General features: G+C 66.9%; 16 protein-coding genes, 1 pseudogene and 1 riboswitch. Of the genes and pseudogenes, 3 read left to right on the top strand and 14 right to left on the bottom strand.

Going from position 1 to position 21,413, the window contains the following annotated elements; all coding sequences use genetic code 11:
- Positions 1-56: 56 nt before the first annotated feature.
- Positions 57-884 carry an SDR family oxidoreductase gene (locus MLG_RS10690; protein WP_011629845.1) on the bottom strand — a complete coding sequence of 276 codons (828 nt, stop codon included), beginning with the start codon at positions 882-884 and terminating at the stop codon, positions 57-59.
- Positions 885-1,269: 385 nt separating this feature from the next.
- Between MLG_RS10690 and MLG_RS10685 the strand changes: the two genes are divergently transcribed.
- A complete protein-coding gene (locus MLG_RS10685) occupies positions 1,270-3,225 on the top strand; it encodes an acetoacetate--CoA ligase (protein WP_011629844.1) in 1,956 nt (651 codons plus the stop codon).
- Between the two features lie 1,154 nt (positions 3,226-4,379).
- Here the strand turns inward: MLG_RS10685 and metE are convergent.
- Positions 4,380-6,701: a 5-methyltetrahydropteroyltriglutamate--homocysteine S-methyltransferase gene (metE, locus tag MLG_RS10680; RefSeq protein WP_011629841.1), complete on the bottom strand. Its 2,322-nt coding sequence runs from the start codon at positions 6,699-6,701 to the stop codon at positions 4,380-4,382.
- Between the two features lie 97 nt (positions 6,702-6,798).
- On the opposite strand from metE, the gene MLG_RS10675 reads away from it, so the two are divergent.
- Entirely contained in the window at positions 6,799-7,725 is a 927-nt protein-coding gene (locus MLG_RS10675) for a LysR family transcriptional regulator (protein ID WP_011629840.1), read from the top strand.
- On the opposite strand, the pseudogene MLG_RS10670 reads toward MLG_RS10675, so the two are convergent.
- Together MLG_RS10670 and MLG_RS10665 are read right to left on the bottom strand one after the other, a co-directional pair.
- Positions 7,722-8,789: pseudogene (locus tag MLG_RS10670) on the bottom strand (ribonucleotide-diphosphate reductase subunit beta); the annotation flags it as partial. The gene MLG_RS10675 and the pseudogene MLG_RS10670 overlap by 4 nt on opposite strands.
- Before the next feature lie 572 nt (positions 8,790-9,361).
- Complete coding sequence (locus tag MLG_RS10665; RefSeq protein ID WP_011629838.1) at positions 9,362-12,148, bottom strand: ribonucleoside-diphosphate reductase subunit alpha; 2,787 nt, start codon at positions 12,146-12,148, stop codon at positions 9,362-9,364.
- 158 nt (positions 12,149-12,306) lie between these two features.
- Positions 12,307-12,453: riboswitch (cobalamin riboswitch) on the bottom strand.
- A gap of 264 nt (positions 12,454-12,717) precedes the next feature.
- On the opposite strand from MLG_RS10665, the gene MLG_RS10660 reads away from it, so the two are divergent.
- A complete protein-coding gene (locus MLG_RS10660) occupies positions 12,718-13,995 on the top strand; it encodes an O-acetylhomoserine aminocarboxypropyltransferase/cysteine synthase family protein (RefSeq protein ID WP_011629837.1) in 1,278 nt (425 codons plus the stop codon).
- Between the two features lie 129 nt (positions 13,996-14,124).
- On the opposite strand, the gene MLG_RS10655 is transcribed toward MLG_RS10660, so the two are convergent.
- The 10 genes from MLG_RS10655 to MLG_RS10615 all read right to left on the bottom strand — a co-directional run bounded on the left by MLG_RS10655 (position 14,125) and on the right by MLG_RS10615 (position 21,412).
- Positions 14,125-14,340, bottom strand: coding sequence for an SPOR domain-containing protein (locus tag MLG_RS10655; protein WP_011629836.1), 216 nt, complete (start codon positions 14,338-14,340; stop codon positions 14,125-14,127).
- A gap of 105 nt (positions 14,341-14,445) precedes the next feature.
- Positions 14,446-15,315 (bottom strand): formyltetrahydrofolate deformylase, encoded by an 870-nt coding sequence (gene purU / locus MLG_RS10650; protein WP_011629835.1) that lies wholly within the window; start codon positions 15,313-15,315, stop codon positions 14,446-14,448.
- Between the two features lie 247 nt (positions 15,316-15,562).
- Positions 15,563-17,230 carry an energy-dependent translational throttle protein EttA gene (ettA, locus tag MLG_RS10645; protein WP_011629834.1) on the bottom strand — a complete coding sequence of 556 codons (1,668 nt, stop codon included), beginning with the start codon at positions 17,228-17,230 and terminating at the stop codon, positions 15,563-15,565.
- A 122-nt stretch (positions 17,231-17,352) separates the two neighbouring features.
- Complete coding sequence (locus tag MLG_RS15470) at positions 17,353-17,511, bottom strand: hypothetical protein (protein WP_156774671.1); 159 nt, start codon at positions 17,509-17,511, stop codon at positions 17,353-17,355.
- Positions 17,512-17,519: 8 nt separating this feature from the next.
- Positions 17,520-18,377: a carboxylating nicotinate-nucleotide diphosphorylase gene (gene nadC, locus MLG_RS10640; RefSeq protein WP_011629833.1), complete on the bottom strand. Its 858-nt coding sequence runs from the start codon at positions 18,375-18,377 to the stop codon at positions 17,520-17,522.
- Positions 18,378-18,390: 13 nt separating this feature from the next.
- On the bottom strand, positions 18,391-18,810 hold the full coding sequence (gene mnhG / locus MLG_RS10635; protein WP_011629832.1) for a monovalent cation/H(+) antiporter subunit G: 420 nt from the start codon (positions 18,808-18,810) through the stop codon (positions 18,391-18,393).
- A complete protein-coding gene (locus tag MLG_RS10630) occupies positions 18,803-19,075 on the bottom strand; it encodes a monovalent cation/H+ antiporter complex subunit F (RefSeq protein ID WP_011629831.1) in 273 nt (90 codons plus the stop codon). The genes mnhG and MLG_RS10630 overlap by 8 nt, the downstream gene beginning before the upstream one ends.
- Before the next feature lie 11 nt (positions 19,076-19,086).
- A complete protein-coding gene (locus MLG_RS10625) occupies positions 19,087-19,566 on the bottom strand; it encodes a Na+/H+ antiporter subunit E (protein ID WP_011629830.1) in 480 nt (159 codons plus the stop codon).
- A complete protein-coding gene (locus tag MLG_RS10620) occupies positions 19,563-21,068 on the bottom strand; it encodes a Na+/H+ antiporter subunit D (RefSeq protein WP_011629829.1) in 1,506 nt (501 codons plus the stop codon). Before MLG_RS10620 ends, MLG_RS10625 begins: the two co-directional genes overlap by 4 nt.
- The gene (locus tag MLG_RS10615) at positions 21,065-21,412 is read right to left on the bottom strand and encodes a Na+/H+ antiporter subunit C (RefSeq protein WP_011629828.1); all 348 of its coding nucleotides are present in this window, start codon (positions 21,410-21,412) and stop codon (positions 21,065-21,067) included. Before MLG_RS10615 ends, MLG_RS10620 begins: the two co-directional genes overlap by 4 nt.
- Position 21,413 lies beyond the last annotated feature (1 nt).

Below are 21,413 nucleotides of genomic sequence, written 5' to 3'. Positions count from 1 at the left end.
TGGTCGTTGTCATCAACTCTAGTCGTTGCCGGGGATATTGCCATCGCGGGGATGGCTCAGAGAAACAGATCGTCCATCAACGCGGATTCCGCCAGGTCCGGATCGACCTGGTAGCGGCGGAAGTCGGTGACCCCGGCCTTGCGCAACACCGCCTCGTCGATCAGGAACTGCCCGGTCTGTCCCCGCGCGGCGCGGGTGAGCACGACGTGGGCGGCGTCGGCCACGATCTCCGGGCGGCGACCGCGGCGCGCCACCCCCTCGCCACCCAGCAGGTTGCGCACCGCCGCGGTATCGAGCAGCGTGCGCGGCCAGAGCGAGTTGAAGGCAACCCCGCGGTCGCGGAACTCCTCGGCCAGCCCCAGCGTGCAGAGGCTCATCCCGAACTTGGCCAGGCTGTAGGCCAGGTGGGGGCCGAAGTGCTCCGGCTTGAGATTCAGCGGCGGTGACAGGGTGAGCACGTGGGGGTTGTCCGCCCGCAGCAGGTGGGGCAGGCAGGCCCGGGCGCAGAGGAAGGTGCCGCGGGCATTCACCTGGTGCATCAGGTCGAAGTGCTTTATCTCCGTGTCCAGCGTGCCGCTCAGGCGGATGGCGCTGGCGTTGTTGACCAGGATGTCGATACCGCCAAAGTGATCAGCGGTGCGCTCCACCGCCGCCGCCACCTGGTCCTCATCGCGGATGTCCACCGTCAGGGGCAGGGCACGGCCGCCGGCCTGTTCGATGGCCTCAGCAGCGGTGTAGATGGTGCCGGGCAACCTCGGGTGGGGCCGGTCGGTCTTGGCCGCAATGGCGATATTTGCCCCGTCCCGGGCGGCGCGCAGGGCAATGGCCAGGCCCACCCCCCGGCTGGCGCCGGTGATGAACAGGGTGCGTTGGTGCAGGCTCATGGGTCACTCTCCATCCTTCCGGATCGTTCTGCTTGTTGTTCTTGGACTCTAACAGTCGTTTGATTGAGGCGGCAAGCCGCGGTTCTACGCCTTGCGGGGGTGCCGGGTATTGCCTATCCCTTCCTGTAGCCATGCCAACCACCGGGGCGATGTGGGCGTCGCCCGCTATCGGGCGGGAGGACGAGGCCTGACAAGGTGTCCTGTTCGGAGGCCGGACACCCGGCGCCCGTTTTCCGGACAGTCCGGCCATGTCCGGCGCGCACGCAGGCCGACCCTCATCCCCTCCCGCGCGCGGACTACAATGGCCTGGAACCTCAAGCGGGAAACGTGGCGCCGTTCCTGCATAGGGTATGGCCGGGACGCTGCGGGCGATGGGGAGGCCCTTATGAGTGAGAACAGCGAAGTACTCTGGCAGCCGGGCGAGGCGGAGCTGCGGCAGAGCAATATAGCCCACTACATGGGCTGGCTGGCTGCCGAGGGCTACGGCCGGTTCGAGGACTATCATGCCCTGCACGCCTGGTCCATCGAGGACCTGGAGCGTTTCTGGTCCAGCATCTGGGACTACACCGGGGTGATCGCCAGCCGGCCCTACGACCGGGTGCTCGGGCGCCGGGAGATGCCGGGCGCCGAGTGGTTCCCTGGCGCAAGGCTGAACTTTGCCGAGAACCTGCTGCGCCATGCCCTGCATGGGGATGCCTCGGCCGAGGCGCTGGTGGCGGTGTCCGAGTCCGGCGCGCCGGTGCGTCTGAGCCGCGGTGAGCTGCTGGAGCAGGTGGCCGCGTTGCAGGGCTTTCTACTCGCCCAAGGCGTGGGCCCGGGCGACCGGGTGGCCGGCGTGGTGGGCAACACCGAGCATGCGCTCATCGGCATGCTGGCGGCCACTGGGCTGGGGGCCATCTGGAGCTCCGCCTCGCCCGATTTCGGCGTCTCCGGGGTGCTCGACCGCTTCAGCCAGATCGAGCCCAAGGTGCTGCTGGCGGTGAACGGCTACAGCTACAACGGCAAGCCCTTCCCGCGGCTGGAGCAGAATGTCGAGTTGGCCGAGCGCCTGCCTGGACTGGCGGCGGTGCTCAGCATCCCGCTGCTGCCCGACGTCGGTCACCCTGAGGGCGGGCTTTTCACCCCCTGGGACGAGGCCCTGGCCGTCCACGCCGGCGCCCGGCCGGTATTCGAGCAGCTGCCGGCGGACCACCCGGTCTACATCCTCTACTCCTCGGGCACCACCGGGGTGCCCAAGTGCATCGTGCACGGGGCGGGCGGGATGCTGCTCAACCACAGCAAGGAGCTGATGCTGCACGCCGACCTCAAGCCCGGGGATACCTTCTTCTACTTCACCACCTGCGGCTGGATGATGTGGAACTGGCTGGCCTCGGGGCTGGTGACCGGGGCGCGGCTGGTGCTCTTCGAGGGCTCGCCGGGCTACCCCGACCTGGATGTCTGCTGGGACCTGGCCGAACGCGAGGGCATCACCCACTTCGGCACCAGCGCCAAGTTCCTGGGCGGTTGTCGCAAGAAGGAACTGGCGCCGGGCGAGGCGCACGATCTGTCCGCCCTGCGGGTGCTCTTCTCCACCGGCTCGCCGCTGCTGCCCGAGGACTACGACTGGGTCTACGGCCAGGTGAAGCGTGACGTGCTGCTGGCCTCCATCTCCGGCGGCACCGACATCTGCGGTTGCTTTGTCGGCGGCACGCCCAACCTGCCGGTGCGCCGAGGCGAGATCCAGTGCCGGCTGCTGGGCGTGGACGCCGCCGCCTACGAGGATGACGGCCACGACGCCGGTCACGGCCGGGGTGAACTGGTGGTGCGCCAGCCCTTTCCGGCCATGCCGGTGCGGTTCTGGAACGACCCGGACGGGAGCCGCTACAAGGGCGCCTACTTCAAGACCTTCCCGGGTGTCTGGGCGCATGGCGACTACGTGCGTTTCACCGAGCACGGCGGGGCGGTGATCTACGGCCGCTCCGACGCCACGCTCAACCCCGGTGGCGTGCGGATCGGCACCGCGGAGATCTACCGCCAGGTGGAGCAGGTGCCCGAGGTGGCGGACAGCCTGGTGGTGGGTGAGCCGGTGGACGGTGACGTGCGGGTACTGCTGCTGGTGGTGATGGCCGAGGGCCAGACGCTGACCGAGGCGCTGGAGCAACGGATCAAGCAGGCGATCAAGGAGAACGCCAGCCCGCGGCACGTGCCGGGGCGGATCGTGGCGGTGCCGGATATCCCCTACACCCGCAGCGGCAAGAAGGTCGAACTCGCCGTTGCCCGCATGCTGCAGGGGCGCGAGCCAGGCAACCGGGGCGCCCTCAGCAACCCCGAGGCGCTGGATGCCATTGCCGAGCGATTGTAAGCCGGCGACGGGGCATGCCGCCCGTTGGGTCAGAGCCGGTAGATGGCCGGGGTGGTCCCCAGGGCAGCAGCAAACAGGCCCGCGCCCAGCAGCAGGATGATCAGGCCACCGGCCAGCGCCACCCAGTCACCGGCACCGGCCAGCAGCCCGCCATGGCCGTTTACGTCCCGGGGGTCAACGTGGTGGTTGTGACCGAAACGGCAGACAGGTACACAAGGGCCGCCCGGTCTGGCGTTTCCCCATTATTTACGAGCGTATTGGGATCAGCGTTGGGCTGTCAGCAAACTGGTCGGGGATGATGGGCGGCTTGGGCCTATGAGGTCGTCGCCACCAGTGGTAATAAACGCGTCGTGCGGACTGGAAGAGCCGCTGCCAACCGGCAAGCAGCGAGGATAAGGGAAATATCGGCTGGTTCCCCCGCTTTGGCGCCGAGCCTGCACGCCCTCGAGCTGAAAGCCCTGCTTGGTGAAGCGGTACCCCTCCTCGCATGCCCACCGATCCAGGTACGCCTGGATCAGTCGCTCACCCTGGCGTCGGCCCCGGCCCCGGCCCCGATCCCCGCCCCGGCCAATCACCCATAAGGGCGCTCCAGACACATGGCGCTGAACCGTCTCCATCACCGAGAGCAAATCCGTATTCTCACTGCGATGGCCCGCTCGCGCCGAGGAGAGCAGCCGCGTGAGCAGGGGCAATGTCTGACCGCTGCCCAGATCCGGTGCCACCACGCTCATCAGCGGATAACCGCCCACCTTCAGCAGCTTGCAGACCCGCCCTGGAAAAAATGGGGAGACACCAGCCGGGTGGGTGGTGCGGGAGCAAAGCGACGAAGCAATCCATTACCCGGTGATGGTCAAGACATAAAGACTGCTTCGCTACGCTCTTGATGAACATGGCCAGACGCTGCGGGCGCCCCCTACCCTCACTGCGAGCGCGGTCCCCCCCCACCGTCACTGCGAGGAGGCGAAGCCGACGTGGCAGTCTACCGCCCTGGATCGCCGCGGGCCTTCGGCCCTCGCGATGACGGGTGGGGCGCCCCCCTCGCGATGACGGGGGGAAAGCCTTCGGCCCTGGCAATGACAGGGGTGCCCCGTTCCTCGTTGATTCGGGCCCGCGCAGCGGGGCGGGGGGCTCGCAATGACGGGCCAGGGTATTCCTCAGCGTTTCCCCTGGGTTGCCACCCGGGTCTGCGCCTGGCCGTAGCGCTCGCGCAGTATCTCCGCCGCCGCCACCATGTTCTGCAGCGCCGGCTCCACTTCCGCCCAGGCACGGGTCTTCAGGCCGCAGTCCGGGTTCACCCACAGCCGCTCCACCGGGATGCGCCGGGCGGCCTTCTCCATCAGCCTTACCATCCAGTCCACCGACGGGGTGTTCGGCGAGTGGATGTCGTACACCCCGGGGCCGATCTCATTGGGGTACTCGAAGCCCTCGAATACCTCCAGCAGTTCCATGTCGGAGCGTGACGTCTCGATGGTGATCACGTCCGCGTCCAGTGTGGCGATGGCGCCCATGATGTCGTTGAACTCCGAGTAACACATGTGGGTGTGGATCTGGGTCGCATCCTGCGCCACCGAGGCGGTCAGGCGGAAGCAGTCCACCGCCCAGTCCAGGTAGCCCGGCCACTGCCGCTGCTGCAGGGGCAGGCCCTCGCGCAGGGCCGGCTCGTCGATCTGGATGGCCGGGATGCCCGCCGCCTCCAGGTCGGCCACCTCGTCGCGCAGCGCCAGGGCGATCTGCCGGCAGGTCTCCGAGCGGGGCTGGTCGTCGCGCACGAAAGACCACTGCAGCACGGTGACCGGCCCGGTGAGCATGCCCTTCATGGGCCGTCCGGTGAGCGATTGGGCGTATTCGCTCCACCGCACCGTCATCGGCCGCGGGCGGCTGACATCCCCGTAGATGATGGGGGGTTTGACGCAGCGGGAGCCGTAGCTCTGCACCCAGCCCGCGCGGGTGAAAGCGAACCCGTCGAGCTGTTCGCCGAAGTACTCCACCATGTCGTTGCGCTCGGCCTCGCCGTGGACCAGCACGTCCAGCCCGATCTCCTCCTGGCGCGCCACGGCAAAGGCGATCTCCTCGCGCATGCGTGCCTCGTAGGCTTCGGGCGTGAGTCGGCCAGCCTTCAGATCGCGGCGTGCCGCGCGAATCTCCGCCGTCTGCGGAAAGGAGCCGATGGTGGTGGTGGGGAACAGCGGCAGTGCCAGGCGTTTGCGCTGTTTGCGGGCCCGTTCCGGGTAGGGTTGCCCGCGCTGGCGATCGGCCGGCCCGACGCGCTGCATGCGTTCCGCCACCTCGGCCTTGTGGATGTGCGTCGAGGCCTGGCGGTCGGCCAGGGCGGCGCTGGCTTCCGCCGCTGCCTGTTCGTCCGCGGCGCCGGCGCGGTCACCCAGCAGCCGGCCCAGGACGACGAGCTCGTCGAGCTTCTGGCGGGCGAAGGCCAGCCAGCGCCTCAGTTGCGGTTGCAGCTCGGTCTCCAGATCGAGGTCCACGGGCACGTGCAGCAGAGAGCAGGACGGCGCCAGCCAGAGCCGCTCCCCCAGCCGTTCGCGCACCGGCGCCAACGTCCGGGCCAACGCGGCCAGGTCGCTGCGCCAGACGTTGCGGCCGTCGATGACCCCCAGCGACAGGACCTTGTGCGGTAGCAGCCGGTCGAGCACGGCGGTGAGCTGGTCGGGATCGCGCACGCAGTCGATGTGGATTCCGTCCACCGGCAGGTTCAGGGCGGTGGAGAGGTTCTCGCCCAGGCCCCCGAAATAGGTGGCCAGCAGCAGCTTGACCGGGCCGGCCTGCAGCCGGTGATACGCCCGCTCGTAGGCCTGTTGCCAGTCGGCGGGCAGGTCCTGTACCAGTGCTGGTTCGTCCAGCTGTACCCACTCCACGCCCTGTTCGCCCAGTTGCTGGAGGATCTCGCCGTAGACATCCACCACGCCGTCCAGCAGGTCGAGGCGGTCTAGCCCGGGGGACTTGGCCTTGCCCAGCCAGAGCCAGGTGAGGGGGCCGGTGAGCACGACCTTGACCGGGTGCCCGGCGGCCCGGGCCTCGGCCACCTCGTCGAACAGGCGCCGGGAGGCCAGCCCGAAGCGCTGATCGGCGTGCAGTTCCGGGACCAGGTAGTGGTAGTTGGTGTCGAAGTACTTGGTCATTTCGCAGGCGGCCGCCGGCTCACCGGTGGGTGCCCGGCCCCGGGCCATGCGGAAGGTGGTGTCCAGGTCCACCGTCTCGCCCGCATCGCCGAAGCGCGGGGGGACGGCGCCGAGCAGGGCGCTGACGTTGAGTACATGGTCGTAGAAGGCGAAGTCGCCCACCGTCACCCAGTCCAGGCCCGCGTCCCGTTGTGCCTGCCAGTGCCTGGCGCGGAGCTCGCGGCCGGTGCGCTCCAGTTCCGCCTGGTCGATTTCGCCCTTCCAGTAGGCCTCCGTGGCGCGTTTTAGCTCCCGGCGGGCCCCGATGCGCGGATACCCCAGTACATGAGTGGTACTCATGAAAACCTCCGTCGGTATTGAATGATTCGCGGCAGTTTCCGCGTTGGGGTATCATGAATCAATCGCGCCTTTTTCAATTGGATGATTAAATTTTCTCATGAACACGCTGGAACTGCGCCACCTGCGCACCCTGGCCACGGTGCGCGATACCGGCTCGCTGAGCGCGGCGGCGCTCCGACTGCACCTGACCCAGTCCGCGCTGTCGCACCAGGTCAAGGATCTGGAGGCCCGCCTGGGCCAGACGCTGTTTCTGCGCAAGAGCCGCCCGTTACGCTTTACCCCCGCCGGGCAGCGGCTGCTGGACCTGGCCGACGAGGTGCTGCCCCGACTGCGGGCCACCGAGCAGGAGCTGATGCGCATGAGCGGGGAACGGCCGGGGCGCCTGCACCTGTCCATCGAGTGCCACAGCTGCTTTCAGTGGCTGCTCCCCACCCTGGATCAGTACCACCGCCAGTGGCCGGAGGTGGAGATCGACATACCGGAGGGCCACCAGTTCGACGCCCTGCCGGCGCTGGGGAGCGAGCAGCTGGACTTGGTGGTCACCGCCGACCCGAGGCCATTGACCGGCGTGCACTATGAGCCGCTGTTCCGCTACCAGTCGCTGCTGGCCGTGGGCCGCAACCACCGCTGGGCCGGCCGGGACTGGGTCGCCCCGCAGGAGCTGGCCGAGGAGACGTTGATCACCTATCCGGTGGAGCACGCCCGGCAGGACATCTTCACCCAGTTCCTGGACCCGGCCGGCGTGCGCCCCCACCGGGTGCGCACCGCTGCCATGGCCGTGCTGATGATGCCACTGGTGGCCAGTGGCCGCGGGGTTTGCGGGATGCCCAACTGGGCGCTGGCCGAGTACCTGGAGCAGGACTACGTCTGTGCCCTGAGCCTGGGCGAGGGGGGTGTCTGGCGCACGTTGTACGCCGCCACCCGGGAGGAGGATGGCCACCTGCCCTGGATGGCGGACTTTCTGCGCACCGCCCGCGAGACCGCCTTTCGGGTACTGAGCGGCATTCGCCCCGCCTCAGCCTAGTCCCACTGCAGGGCGCCCCCGGTGCGGTAGTCGGTGACCCGGGTTTCGAAGAAGTTCTTCTCCTTCTGCAGGTCCATCACTTCGCTCATCCAGGGGAAGGGGTTGGTGGCCCCGGGGTAGAGCTCCTTCAGCCCCAACTGGGCGCAGCGGCGGTTGGTGATGAAGTGCATGTACTCCTCGCACATGTCGGCGTTCAGCCCGAGCATGCCGCGGGGCATGGTGTCGCGGGCGTAGGCGACTTCGAGTTCGACCGCCTCGCGGAGCATGGTCAGCACTTCCTGCTCGAAGTCGTTGGTCCAGAGTTCGGGGTTTTCGTGGCGGATCTGGTTGATCACGTCGATGCCGAAGTTCAGGTGAATGGACTCGTCGCGCAGGATGTACTGGTACATCTCGGCGATGCCGGTCATCTTGTTCTGCCGGCCCAGGGAGAGGATCTGGGCGAAGCCGGTGTAGAACCACATGCCCTCGAAGACCACGTAGAAGGCCACCAGGTCGCGCAGGAAGCTTTGCGCCCCCTCCCTGGAGGTGGTGTCGAAGTGGCCGCTCTCGAGATTCTGGGTGTATTTCAGCGCCCAAGCGGCCTTGTCGGTGATGCTGGGCACTTCGCGGTACATGTTGAACAGCTCACCCTCGTCCAGGTCGAGGCTCTCGACGATGTACTGGAAGGTGTGGGTGTGGATGGCCTCCTCGAAGGCCTGGCGCAGCAGGTACTGACGACACTCGGGGTTGGTGATGTGGCGGTAGATGGCCAGGACGATGTTGTTGGCGACCAGGGATTCGCTGGTGGCGAAGAAGCCCAGGTTGCGCTTGATCATCAGCCGTTCGTCGGCGGTGAGGCCGTCGGGGTGGCGCCAGAGGGCGATGTCGGCGCCCATGGGCACCTCGGTGGGCATCCAGTGGTTGTTGCAGCCGGCCAGGTACTTCTCCCAGGCCCACTCGTACTTGAGGGGCAGCAGCTGGTTCACGTCGGCGCGGCAGTTGATCATGCGCTTCTCGTCCACGCTGACGCGGTGGGCGCCGGCTTCGATGGCCTCCAGGCCGGTGGCGTTCTGGTTTTGCATGGTGTTCTCCTTATGTTGTTCCCTTTAGGTCGGCTTGAATGTCGTTGACTTTGTCCTGTCCTTTCCAGTCCGCGGCGGGGGTGCTTGAGGGTGGATCGGGTGGCCTGACGGTGAGTCCGGGTAGCGGGCGGGCGGATTTCGCTTCAGGGGACGCCGCAAGTACGTCCCTGTAGGCTCGTCGCTGGCCATCCCTGGCCAGCGACGCCCCTGAATCGAATTCCGCCCGCCCGCTACCCGGACTCACCGTCGTGATCGCCGGTTGCCCTCCGCCGCGACTCTGGTGTCGCGGGTTGCTCGGCCGTGCGCTGGAGACGGGACGGAGCCGGGTGGCTGCAGTGGGTGTCGGTAGTGGGCTGCACTCCGTAAGCCACTTCCCTGTCGGTTGTCAGGGCTGGCCGGGGGGATCGGGGACGAATCGTAGGCAGCAGGGATGCTGCCTACGAGCCTACAGGGACGTATTCACGGCGTATTCGTCCCCGATCCCCCCGGCCAGACCGTTCCGGCACTAAAACGAAGTCGTCCCACCCGACCGGCGCTCCAGCACGCCCGGATCAGCAGCCCCGGATCACCCGAAACTACTGACACGCCTCACACTCCGGATCATCAACCGAACAGCTCTGCCCACCCCCCGGCGCCGCGCTCACCGCGTTCAACCGGTTGGCCCGCGCCGGGTCCATGGTGCTCTTCTCCACCTGGGTGGCCCCGGTGCTGCGCAGGTAGTAGGTGGTCTTCAGCCCCAAGCGCCAGGCCTGGCGGTAGAGCGCATCCAGCTTCGGCCCCGAGGGCTCGGCCATGTAGAGGTTCAGCGACTGGGACTGGTCCAGCCACTTCTGCCGCCGGCTGCCGGCCTGGACCAGCCACTCCGAGTCCAGTTCGAAGGCGGTGGCGAAGCGCTGTTTCAGTTCCTCCGGTACACGGCCGATGGGCTGCACGCTGCCGTCGTAATACTTCAGGTCATTCACCATCACCGCATCCCACAAGCCGTACGCCTTCAGCGCCCGGACCAGGGCCGGGTTCACCACGGTGAACTCGCCGGAGAGGTTGGATTTGACGTACAGGTTCTTGAACGCCGGCTCGATCCCCTGAGAGACCCCGACGATGTTGGCGATAGTGGCCGTGGGGGCGATCGCCAGGCAGTTGGAGTTGCGCATGCCGGTGCGCACCTTCTCCCGCAGGGCGGCCCAGTCCAGGCTGGACGAGGTGTCCATGGTGCAATCGCCATCCCGTGCCTCCACCACCCGCTGAATGGAATCCAGCGGCAGCTCACCGCGCTGCCAGAGCGAGCCCTCGAAACTGGGGTAGGCCCCCCGTTCCCGCGCCAGGTCCGCCGAGGCCTCGATGGCGTAGTAGCTGATCGCCTCCTGGCTGCGGTCGGCGAAGGCGACCGCCTCGTCGCTGGCGTAGGGCAGGTCCTGGGCGTAAAGCGCGTCCTGGAACCCCATCACGCCCAGCCCCACCGGGCGGTGGCGCAGGTTGGCGCGGCGGGCCTGGGGCACGCTGTAGTAGTTGATATCGATGACGTTATCCAGCATGCGCATGGCGGTGCGGACCGTGTTGCGCAGCCGCTCGTGGTCCAGACCATCGGGGGTGGTATGGGCCGCGAGGTTCACCGAGCCCAGGTTGCAGACGGCGATCTCTTCGTCCGAGGTGTTCAGGGTGATCTCCGTGCACAGGTTGGAGCTGTGCACCACACCCGCGTGCTGCTGCGGGGAGCGCAGGTTGCACGGGTCCTTGAAGGTGATCCAGGGGTGGCCGGTCTCGAACAGCATGCCCAGCATGCGGCGCCAGAGCTGCTTGGCGGAGACCACCTTGTAGTTGCGGATCTCACCGCGCGCCGCCCGGGCCTCCAGGTCTTCGTAGGCGGCCTTGAACGCCTGGCCGTAAAGCTCGTGCAGGTGAGCGGCATCGTCCGGCGAGAAGAGGGTCCAGTCGGCGTCGGCCTCGGCCCGCTGCATGAACAGGTCGGGCACCCAGTGGGCAGTGTTCATGTCGTGGGTGCGGCGGCGGTCGTCGCCGGTGTTCTTGCGCAGCTCCAGGAACTCCTCCACGTCCAGGTGCCAGGTCTCCAGGTAGGCGCAGACCGCACCCTTGCGCTTGCCCCCCTGGTTCACCGCCACGGCGGTGTCGCTGGCCACCTTGAGGAAGGGCACCACGCCCTGGGAGCGGCCGTTGGTGCCCTTGATGTGGGCGCCCATGGCCCGAACGCGGGTCCAGTCGTTGCCCAGGCCGCCGGCAAACTTGGACAGCAGGGCATTGTCGCGGATGGCGCCGTAGATACCGCCCAGGTCGTCGGGCACGCTGGTCAGGTAGCAGCTGGAGAGCTGCGGGCGGCGGGTGCCGCTATTGAACAGCGTGGGGGTGGAACTCATGAAGTCGAAGCTGGAGAGCAGCCGGTAGAACTCGATGGCCCGCTCCTCGCGCTCCACCTCCTGCAGGGTCAGGCCCATGGCCACGCGCATGAAGAAGGCCTGGGGCAGCTCGAAGCGGGTGCCGTCCCAGTGCTGCAGGTAGCGGTCGTACAGGGTCTGCAGGCCCAGGTAGTTGAACTGCAGGTCGCGCTCCGGCATCAGGGCCTCGGCCAGCCGCTCCAGGTCGAAGGTCAGCAGCTGTTCGTCCAGCAGTTCCAGTTCCACCCCGCGCCGGATGTAGCGGGCGAAGTAGTCGGTGTAGCCAGGGTCGGCGCCGGGTGCGCCGTCGTAGGGAAAATCGAGAAAGCGCAGGGCCTCGCCGTTGAGCTGGTGTTGCAGCAGGCGCGCGGCCACGTGGCCATACGCCGGCTCCTGCTCGATCAGGCTGCGGGCGCTCAGGATCAGCGCCTTGTGCACCTCCTGCTCGGTGACCCCGTCGTAGAGGTTCCGCCAGGCCTCGCGGGCCACGCGCTCGGGGTCGGTATCCGCCAGCTCATGGCAGGCGTGGTGCAGCACCCGGCGCAGCAGCGACTCATCCAGCGGTACCTGCTCACCGTCGGTGCGGGTCATGTGCAGCCGCGGCGGCTCGTCCGTGGCCTCCTGGCGGCGCTTGCGAGCGTGTTCCTCGCGGTAGAGTACGTAGGCGCGGGCCACCTTGTGCTCGCCGGCGCGCATCAGCGCCAGCTCCACCTGGTCCTGGATATCCTCGATGTGGATCGGGGTGGCGGTGGGGCGCCGGGTCAGGGCCTGGACCACCTGCGCGGTGAGTTCGGCGGTGACCTGCTGGATGCGGGCGGCATCGGCCGATCGCTCGCCCTCCACGGCCAGGAAGGCCTTCTTCATGGCCAGCTGGATCTTGTCGGGGTCGAAGGCGGTCAGCGCGCCGTTGCGGCGGATGACCTGCTGGGTATCGCTCTGGGCCGTTGGTGCGGCCTCGGCAGCCTTGGCGGACATGAGATTCCTCCTGCTCGTCCAGATGAACCGGGAGGAACCGACGCGAGGGATGTGAGGGCAGGGCGCACGCAGCGGAGCGCGACGGGCGGTTGGCTGCAGCGAGGGCGTCCTGTCCCCGGGCACCTTTGACGCGAAGGTTCCGGGCTCGGCACACCCGCCGGGGGTGGCCGGTCCTCGGAGGTATTCGGGCTCGACAGCGGCCTGGACGGCCCTGTCACACCGTTGCGCGACAGCCCCGGATTCTCACCGGTGTTCCCCTCCGTTGGCCACATATCGTGTGGCGCACGAGGACAGAGCCCAATATATGGGCTTTGGGGGCTAAGTGCAAGCCGCTGGTACGCGGGGTGGGTCAGGCTTTGGGGCGCCCTCGCGGGCGGTGGTGGCTGGACTATGATGGTGCGGAGACGGTCGCTCTGACCGCAGAAGCCAGTCGCCTAAGGGTATGCCATTTTGTTAGTGGCGCCGGGCTTTTAATCCCGCACCCTGCTGAGCAGAATGGTCGAGGCCAATAACCAGCCGGCGCCCCAGAGGCGTCTGCGGATCCGAACACCGAATAGAGGGAGCAGGACGTGAAACCGGAAACCCTGGCAATCCACGCGGGCTACAGCCCGGACCCGACCACCAAGGCGGTGGCGGTGCCCATCTACCAGACCACCAGCTACGCCTTCGACAACACCCAGCATGGGGCGGATCTGTTCGACCTCAAGGTGGAGGGCAACATCTACACCCGCATCATGAACCCCACCAACGCGGTGTTGGAGCAGCGGGTGGCCGAACTGGAGGGGGGTATCGGCGGGTTGGCCGTGGCCTCGGGTATGGCGGCCATCACCTACGCCCTTCAGTGCATCACCCGGTCCGGTGACAATATCGTCTCCACCAGCAAGCTCTACGGCGGCACCTACAACCTGTTCGCGCACACCATGCCCAACTTCGGTATCGAGGTGCGTATGGCCAGCCACGACGACTTTGACCGGCTGGAGGCGCTGATCGATGGCAAGACCAAGGCGGTCTTCTGCGAGACGGTGGGCAATCCCTCCGGCGAGCTGGCGGATATCGGGCGGCTGGCGGAGATCGCCCACCGTCACGGGGTGCCGCTGATCGTGGACAACACCGTGCCCACGCCCTTTCTCTGGCGGCCGATCGATGACGGCGCGGATATCGTCGTGCACTCACTGACCAAGTTCATGGGCGGTCACGGCACCACCGTGGGCGGGGTCATCGTGGATTCGGGCAAGTTCCCCTGGGCGGACCACGGCGAACGCTTCCCGATGATGGTGGAGCCGGACCCGTCCTACCACGGGGTGGTCTATACCGAGGCCCTGGGGCCGGCCGCCTTCATCGGCCGCTGCCGGGTGGTGCCCCTGCGCAATACCGGCGCCGCGCTCTCGCCCATGAACGCCTTCCAGCTGCTGCAGGGGATCGAGACCCTGCACCTGCGCATGGAGCGGCACAGTGAGAACGCCCTGGCCGTGGCGCAGCACCTGCAGAACCACCCGCAGGTGACCTGGGTGAAGTATGCCGGCCTGGAGTCCAGCCCGGACGACCCGCTGGTGCAGAAGTACATGCGCGGTGGTATGGCCTCCGGCATCCTCTCCTTCGGTATCCGCGGGGGCAAGGAGGCCGGGGCGAAGTTCATTGATGCCCTGCAACTCATCACCCGCCTGGTGAACATCGGTGACGCCAAGTCGCTGGCCACTCATCCGGCCACCACCACCCACCGCCAGTTGAACGAGGCGGAGCTGGAGCAGGCGGGGGTCAGTCAGGACATGGTGCGCATCGCGGTGGGCATCGAGCACGTGGACGACATCATCGCGGACATCGACCAGGCCCTGGAGGCCGCAAAATAGCCCCCGAGAAATAGACCCCTAAAAAGCAGACCTATGGGCCCGTCGCCATCAGGGCCGGGTGGTCCCGGGTCCTGCAAGCGCCCCTGCCGGTGTCTGTGTACCGCCAGGGGCGTCCCTTCTTAGGCTGGATTATTGGACGGGGCGGGCCCAGACATCTTTCGGGCTATGGCGCTTGAGGATCTCCTCGGCCTCGCGCTGCCCACTGTCCGGCACCATCACCTTCACCTGGATGTTCTCCTTGTCGAGAAAGACCTTCTCCTGGTCATAACCATCGGAGATCAGTTCATCGACCGCATTGCGGGCGGCCTCTTCGCTCTCGTATGCAGCGGTCACGGTCTGTGCCATAAATGCGTTCCTCTCGGAGTGGGGGTGTTCGTCAGCGGACCCAACGGCCCGGAGGCCGTTACTCCCAAAGGTAGACAACAGCCGCGCATATTTCCCGATTCAGGCTCAGTCGAACACCACCGTGCGGTTCTGGTAGACCAAGGTCTTGCGTTGCACATGCAGCCATACGGCACGTGCCAGCACCAGCTGCTCCAGGTCACGCCCCTTGCGCACCAGGTCGCTGACCGCGTCGCGGTGCGTCACCCGGGTGACGTCCTGCTCAATGATCGGGCCGGCGTCCAGGTCCTCGGTGACGTAATGGCTGGTGGCACCGATGATCTTCACCCCGCGCTCATGGGCCGCGTGGTAGGGCCGGGCCCCGGCGAAGGCCGGCAGGAAGGAGTGGTGGATGTTGATAATGCGCTCCGGCCAGGCGTGGATGAAATCGGCCGACAGGATCTGCATGTAGCGGGCCAGCACCGCGAAGTCGACCCGGTACTCGGCCAGCAGGTCGTTCTGTTGGCGTTCCACCTTGGCCTTGGTGTCCGGCGTGACCGGCAGGTGGTAGTAGTCGATGCCGAAGCGCTCGGCCACCGGTCGCAGGTCCGGGTGGTTGCTGATGATCAGGGGGATGTCCACCGCCAGCTCGCCGGTTTGCCAGCGGGCCAGCAGGTCGTAAAGGCAGTGCGCCAGCCGCGAGACGAAGAGCGCCATGCGCGGCCGTTCATCCGAGAAGTGCAGCCGCCAGGTCATCTCGAAGGGCTCGGCCAGCTGCCGGCGGAAGGCCTCGGCGATACCGTCGGCGGGTAGGGCAAACCCCTTCAACTCCCATTCGGCCCGCATAAAGAAGACGCCCTGTTCCACATCCACGTGCTGGTCCAGGTCGACAATGTTGCCGCCGTGTTCCGACAGGAAGCGGCTGATGGCGGCGACGATGCCGCGCCGATCCGGGCAGTGGATGAGCAGGATGGCGGTGCGACTGGCGGTATCACTCATGGCGGGGCTCGATGGGGTTGTGTTTTTGACCGGGTTGTTTCGCCCCAGCGTTATACCACATCACGCCCGCCGTTGAGCCGAGTGCGGCCTGCCGTGGAGCCGCACACTGAACCGCGAGAAGATCCATCAGGCACACTGAACCACCCGGCGGCAGCGACCCCCGACCTCGGACCAGGGACGGTCCGGGGCGTGGTCAGATGGGACGGCCGGCGCCCGGCGCGAGGGCATGGCGCCGGCCATGCCACCGTCAGGTCCCCAATCGCCGGTACTTGATACGGTGGGGGTTGAGGGCCTCGTCGCCCAGCCGCTTCTTGCGGTCCGCCTCGTACTCCTGGTAGTTCCCCTCGAACCAGGTCACCTGGCTGTCGCCCTCAAAGGCGAGGATGTGGGTGGCGATCCGGTCCAGGAACCAACGGTCGTGGGAGATGACCATGGCGCAGCCGGGGAAGGCGAGCAGGGCCTCTTCCAGGGCGCGCAGGGTCTCCACGTCCAGGTCGTTGGTGGGCTCGTCCAACAGCAGGGTATTGCCGCCGCTGCGGAGCAGCTTGGCCAGGTGCACGCGGTTACGCTCACCGCCGGACAGATCCCCGATGTACTTCTGCTGGTCCGAGCCCTTGAAGTTGAACCGGCCCACGTAGGCGCGGGACGGGGTCTCGTATTTGCCCACCTTGATGATATCCAGACCGTCGGAGATCTCTTCCCAGACGGTCTTGCTGCCATCCAGGCTGTCGCGGGACTGGTCCACGTAGGCGAGTTCCACTGTGTCCCCGACCTCAATGCGGCCGCTGTCCGGCTCGTCCTGACCGGTGATCATGCGGAACAGCGTCGTCTTACCGGCCCCATTGGGGCCGATGATGCCCACGATGCCGCCCGGGGGCAGGTTGAAGCTCAGGTCCTCATACAGCAGCTGATCGCCAAAGGCCTTGCTGACGCCATCGGCGATGATGACCTTGTTGCCCAGGCGCGGACCCGGCGGGATGTAGAGCTCCTGGGTCTCGTTGCGCTTCTGGAACTCCTGGCTCTGTAGCTCCTCGAAGCGGGCCAGGCGCGCCTTGCTCTTGGCCTGGCGGCCCTTGGGGTTGCTGCGCACCCACTCCAGCTCGGCCTTCATGCTGCGGCGGTGGGCGGCCTCCTGTTTGGCCTCCTGCTCCAGGCGCTTCTCCTTCTGCTCCAGCCAGGAGCTGTAGTTGCCCTCCCAGGGGATGCCGTGGCCGCGGTCCAGCTCCAGGATCCAGCCGGCGACATTATCAAGGAAGTAGCGGTCGTGGGTGACGGCCACCACGGTGCCCGGGAACTCCGCCAGGAACCGCTCCAGCCAGGCCACCGATTCGGCGTCCAGGTGGTTGGTGGGCTCGTCCAGCAGGAGCATGTCAGGGGCCGAGAGCAGCAGGCGGCAGAGCGCCACACGGCGGCGCTCACCGCCGGATAGCTTGCTGACGTCCGCCTCCCAGGGTGGCAGCCGGAGGGCGTCGGCGGCTTGTTCGAGCTTGCGTTCCAGCTCCCAGGCACCGGTGGCATCGATACGGTCCTGGAGCTTGGCCTGCTCGGCCATCAGTGCCTCAAAATCGGCGTCCGGCTCGGCAAACTTCGCGGAGATCTCGTCGAAGCGGGTCAACAGTGCCTTGATCTCGGCCACGCCCTCCTCGACGTTGCCCCGCACATCCTTGCTGTCGTCCAGCTGGGGCTCCTGCGGGAGGTAGCCGATCTTGGTGCCAGGCTGGGCGCGGGCCTCACCCTCGAACTCCTGGTCCACACCGGCCATGATCCGCAGCAGGGTGGATTTGCCGGAGCCGTTGAGCCCCAGCACGCCGATCTTGGCGCCCGGGAAGAAGGACAGCGAGATGTCCTTAAGGATGGTCTTCTTGGGCGGCACGATCTTGCTCACCCGGTTCATGGTGTAGATGTACTGCGCCATGGGACTCCGTCCGGTTGCTGGTGAGCCGGGCCCGCCACGGGGCGGTCCGGACTCCAGGGGTTGGTGTGAACCGGGCATTATCAGCCAGGGGCGCGGGTATTCCAAGACCGGGTGGCGGTGGGCTAAACCCAGGTGAGCAGCCCGGCCGCCAGCAGCACGGCGACCGCCACGGCCGTCCAGCGCAGCACGCGGGCAGCGCTGCGCCGGTCGTTGGCCATCAGGAACTCGGCGGCGATGAGCAACAGCAGGATGAAGATGACGCCAATGAGCAGGGTGCGCATGGCGGGGCCTAGAGCCTGAGACGCAGCGAATAGTCCACGGCGCGCACGTGCTTGGTGATCGCACCGATGGAGATGTAGTCCACCCCGGTGCCGGCCAGCTCGCGCAGTCCCTGCTCGCCCAGGTTGCCGGAGGCCTCCAGCTTCGAGCGCCGCGCGGTGAGGGCAACGGCGCGCTCCACGTCGGCCAGACTGAAGTTGTCGAGCATGATGGTGTCGGCTTCGGCGGCCAGGGCCTGTTCCAGCTCCTGCAGGGTCTCCACCTCCACTTCCACCGGCAACTCCGGCGCACGCTCGCGGGCGGCGGCCACGGCGGCGGCGATGGAGCCACAGGCCAGGATGTGGTTCTCCTTGATCAGAATGGCGTCGTACAGTCCCTGGCGGTGGTTGAGGGCGCCGCCGCAGCGGGTGGCGTACTTCTGCGCGGCACGGAGGCCGGGCAGGGTCTTGCGGGTGTCCAGTATGCGGGCATGGGTGCCGGCCACGAGGTCGACGAAGTGCCGGGCCTGGGTGGCGGTAGCGGACAGGGTCTGGAGGAAGTTCAGCGCCGTGCGCTCACCGGAGAGCAGCGCCCGCGCCGGCCCGGCGAAGGTGCAGACCGGCTGGTCCGGGGTCAGGCGCTGGCCCTCGCCGGCGGCCCAGTGGATCTCCACCCGGTCGTCCAGTTGGCGAAAGACCTCGTCGAACCAGTGGTGGCCGCAGAGCACCGCCTGCTCGCGGCAGATCACCTGACCCTGGGCCCAGGCGTTTCGTGGCACCAGCTCGGCGGTGACATCGCCGGTTCCAAGGTCCTCCTCCAGCGCCCGGGTGACGTCGGCCTGGATCTGCTCGGCGGCCGGGGGCTGAGGTCTGACGTTGGTTGGGCACATATCTATCAGCGGCTCAGTCGCGGCGAGGCTCAGTGCCGGTCTCGCCCGGAGGGCCTTCGAACCCGCTCTCCAGGCCGTGACTCTCCGGGTCGTAGTGCTTTTTTAGTTCGTCTTTCACCGTGCCCTCCCAGAGTGGTACGCCGACGAAGTAGCCGGCGCGGCCGATGACGTGCGCCGCCACCGGTGCGGTGAGCAGGATGAAGACGATAACGGCCAGCGCCCGCGCCACGATCGCCCCCTCGGGCAGGTAAAAGGCCACGGCGAGCATGGTGAGGCTGGCGCCCAGCGCACCGGCCTTGGTGGAGGCGTGCATCCGGGTGGGCAGGTCGGGCAGGCGGAGGATGCCCACCGCCGCCAGGATCATGAACCCCCCGCCAGCCAACAGCAGCAGGGCCACCAACAGGGTGGACAGGGTGGAAAGGAATTCAGTCATCGCGCTCACCTCCCTTCTCAAGGTAGCGGGCAAAGCCGATGGCGGCGAGGAAGGCCATCAGGGCCATTACCACGGCGACATCCAGGAATTTGTCCACGCCGGTGTCGATGGTGTAGACGGCGATCATGCCCATGACGATGGAGGCCACCAGCTCCAGGGCCACTACTCGGTCGGGCAGGCTCGGGCCCTTGGCCAGCCGCACGAAGCTCAGGATGAGCGCCGTTGCGAGCATCAGGTAAACGATGACGATCACGGTATCCAGCATTCCGGCTCACCTCAACGCAGGATCCTGAGGACCCGGCGCTCCATGTTCTTGATGTCGTCCAGCAGAGCGGCCTCGTCGGCCATGTACATGGCGTGGATATAGAGCACCCGCCGGTCATCGGAGACGTCCAGGCTCAGCGTCCCCGGTGTCAGGGAGATGGCGTTGGCCAGGAAGGTGATCTCCACATCGCTGCGGGCCTCCAGCGGGAAGGCGATCACGCCGGGGGAGATGGCCTTTTCCATCTCCGGGCGGATCACGTCCTGGGCCACGCGCATGTTGGCCTTGATCAGTTCACCGATGAAGAAGAAGACGAAGCCGATCACCCGTGGTGCGCGCTGGGCGTAGCCCTGCAGGATCGGTAGCTGGGACTGAATCATGGCCAGTGCCAGGTAACCCAGCAGCAGGCCCAAAAACAGGTTGGGGCCGCTGAAGTTTCCGGTCAGCGCCACCCAGGCGAGGCCGAGCAGGATATTCCAGGCAAATCCGATCATGGCTGCACCCCCAGAACGGCTTCAATGTACTGGCTCGGGTCGATCAGCTGCTCGGCGGAGGCGGCCGCCAGCTCGTAGATGGGCTGGCCGTAAAGGCCGATGAACAGCGTGCACAGCGCCAGGCCGATGATCGGTGTGTACATCAGCCACAACTGGGTGTCCTGGCTCTCCAGTCGGTGGGCGTTCTGGTTGTGCTCGGGCACCGCCTTCCAGAACGCCTCGGCCCAGATCTTGATCATGGAGTAGAGCGTCAACAGGCCCACCAGCAGGGCGATACCGGTGACCACCCACTCCTCGGCCTCAAGACCGGCGCGGATGATGACAAACTTGGCAAAGAAGCCGGAGAGCGGCGGCAGCCCGGCCAGCGAAAGTGCCGGGATGAGGAATAACACGCCCAGGAAGGGCCGCTTGCGATAGAGCCCGCCCAGGTCCTTCAGCTCGTAACTGCCCAGCAGACGGTAGGCCACGCCCGCCACCAGGAACAGGTTCGTCTTCACGATGATGTGGTGCATGATGTAGAACACCCCGCCGACGATGGCCAGCGGTGTGTACAGCGCCACACCCATGATCATGTAGCCGATCTGACTGATGATGTGGAAGCTCAGGATGCGGCGGAATTCGAACTGTGCGGCCGCGCCCAGCACACCGGTGAGCATGGTCAGCGCCGCGCCCCATAGCAGGATGTTGTGGGTGAACTCCACGTCCTGGTTGAAGATCAGCGTGAACACCCGGAACAAGGCGTAGACACCCACCTTGGTGAGCAGGCCGGCGAACAGCGCCGAGACCGCCACCGGCGGGGTGTGGTAGGAGGCCGGCAGCCAGAAGAAGAGCGGGAAGGCACCGGCCTTCACCCCGAAGGAGATCATGAATAGCATCCCGATCACGGTGACCAGACCGGGCTCCTCCACCTCCTGCAGCTTGTAGGCGATATCCGCCATGTTCAGTGTGCCCACCAAGCCGTAGAGCAGCCCGATGGCGGTGAGGAAGATCATGGAGGAGATCAGGTTCAGGGTGACGTACTTGATGGCCCCCTCCATTTGCGCCCGCTCACCGCCGAGTATGAGCAGCGCGAAGGAGGCGATCAGCATCACCTCGAACCAAACGAACATGTTGAAGATGTCGCCGGTCAGGAAGGCGCCGGCCACCCCCGCTAGCAGCAGGTGCATGAGCGGGAAATAGCCGAACTTCTCGTGGCCCTTGCCGGTGGTGGCCAGCGAGTAGAGCGCCACGGCAAAGCCCATGATGCCGGTGAGCACCACCATGATGGCGCCCAGCAGGTCGGCGACGAAGACGATGCCGAACGGCGCCGGCCAGTTGCCCATTTCCATCACCACGTGGCCTTCGCGGTGGGTGGTCATGAGCAGCCAGACACTGACATAGAGCAGGGCACCGGTGCCGAGCACGGCGATCCAGCGCTGCAGCACCACGGAGCGCCACACCACCAGCGAGAAGGAGCCGGCGAGCAGCGGGATCAGTATGGGAAGAGCGACCTCGGGTCTCACGTGTCGGTATCCTTCATCTGGTCCAGATCATCGGCCTTCACCACCTCGTAGGCACGGTGGATCAGCACCACGGCAAAGGCCAGCACGCCAAAGGCGATGACGATGGCCGTCAGCACCAGGGCCTGGGGCAGCGGATCGGCCACCGCGCCCTCCGGGCCCAGCATCCCCTCCGGGACCAGGGGGGGCGCGCCGCGGGTCAGGCCGGCGGACGTAAAGAACAGCAGGTTGGCGGCGTTGGAGAACAGGATGATCCCGATCACCAGTTTGACCAGGCTGCGCCGGAGCATCATGTAGAGGCCGGCGGCATAGGACGCCCCAACCACGATGGCGAGTAGTGGTTCCACG

The sequence above is a fragment of the Alkalilimnicola ehrlichii MLHE-1 genome (genome assembly GCF_000014785.1).
GTDB lineage: Bacteria > Pseudomonadota > Gammaproteobacteria > Nitrococcales > Halorhodospiraceae > Alkalilimnicola > Alkalilimnicola ehrlichii.
The sequence above is the reverse complement of the archived record's forward strand: the minus strand, read 5'-3'. Positions and strand labels throughout refer to the sequence as shown.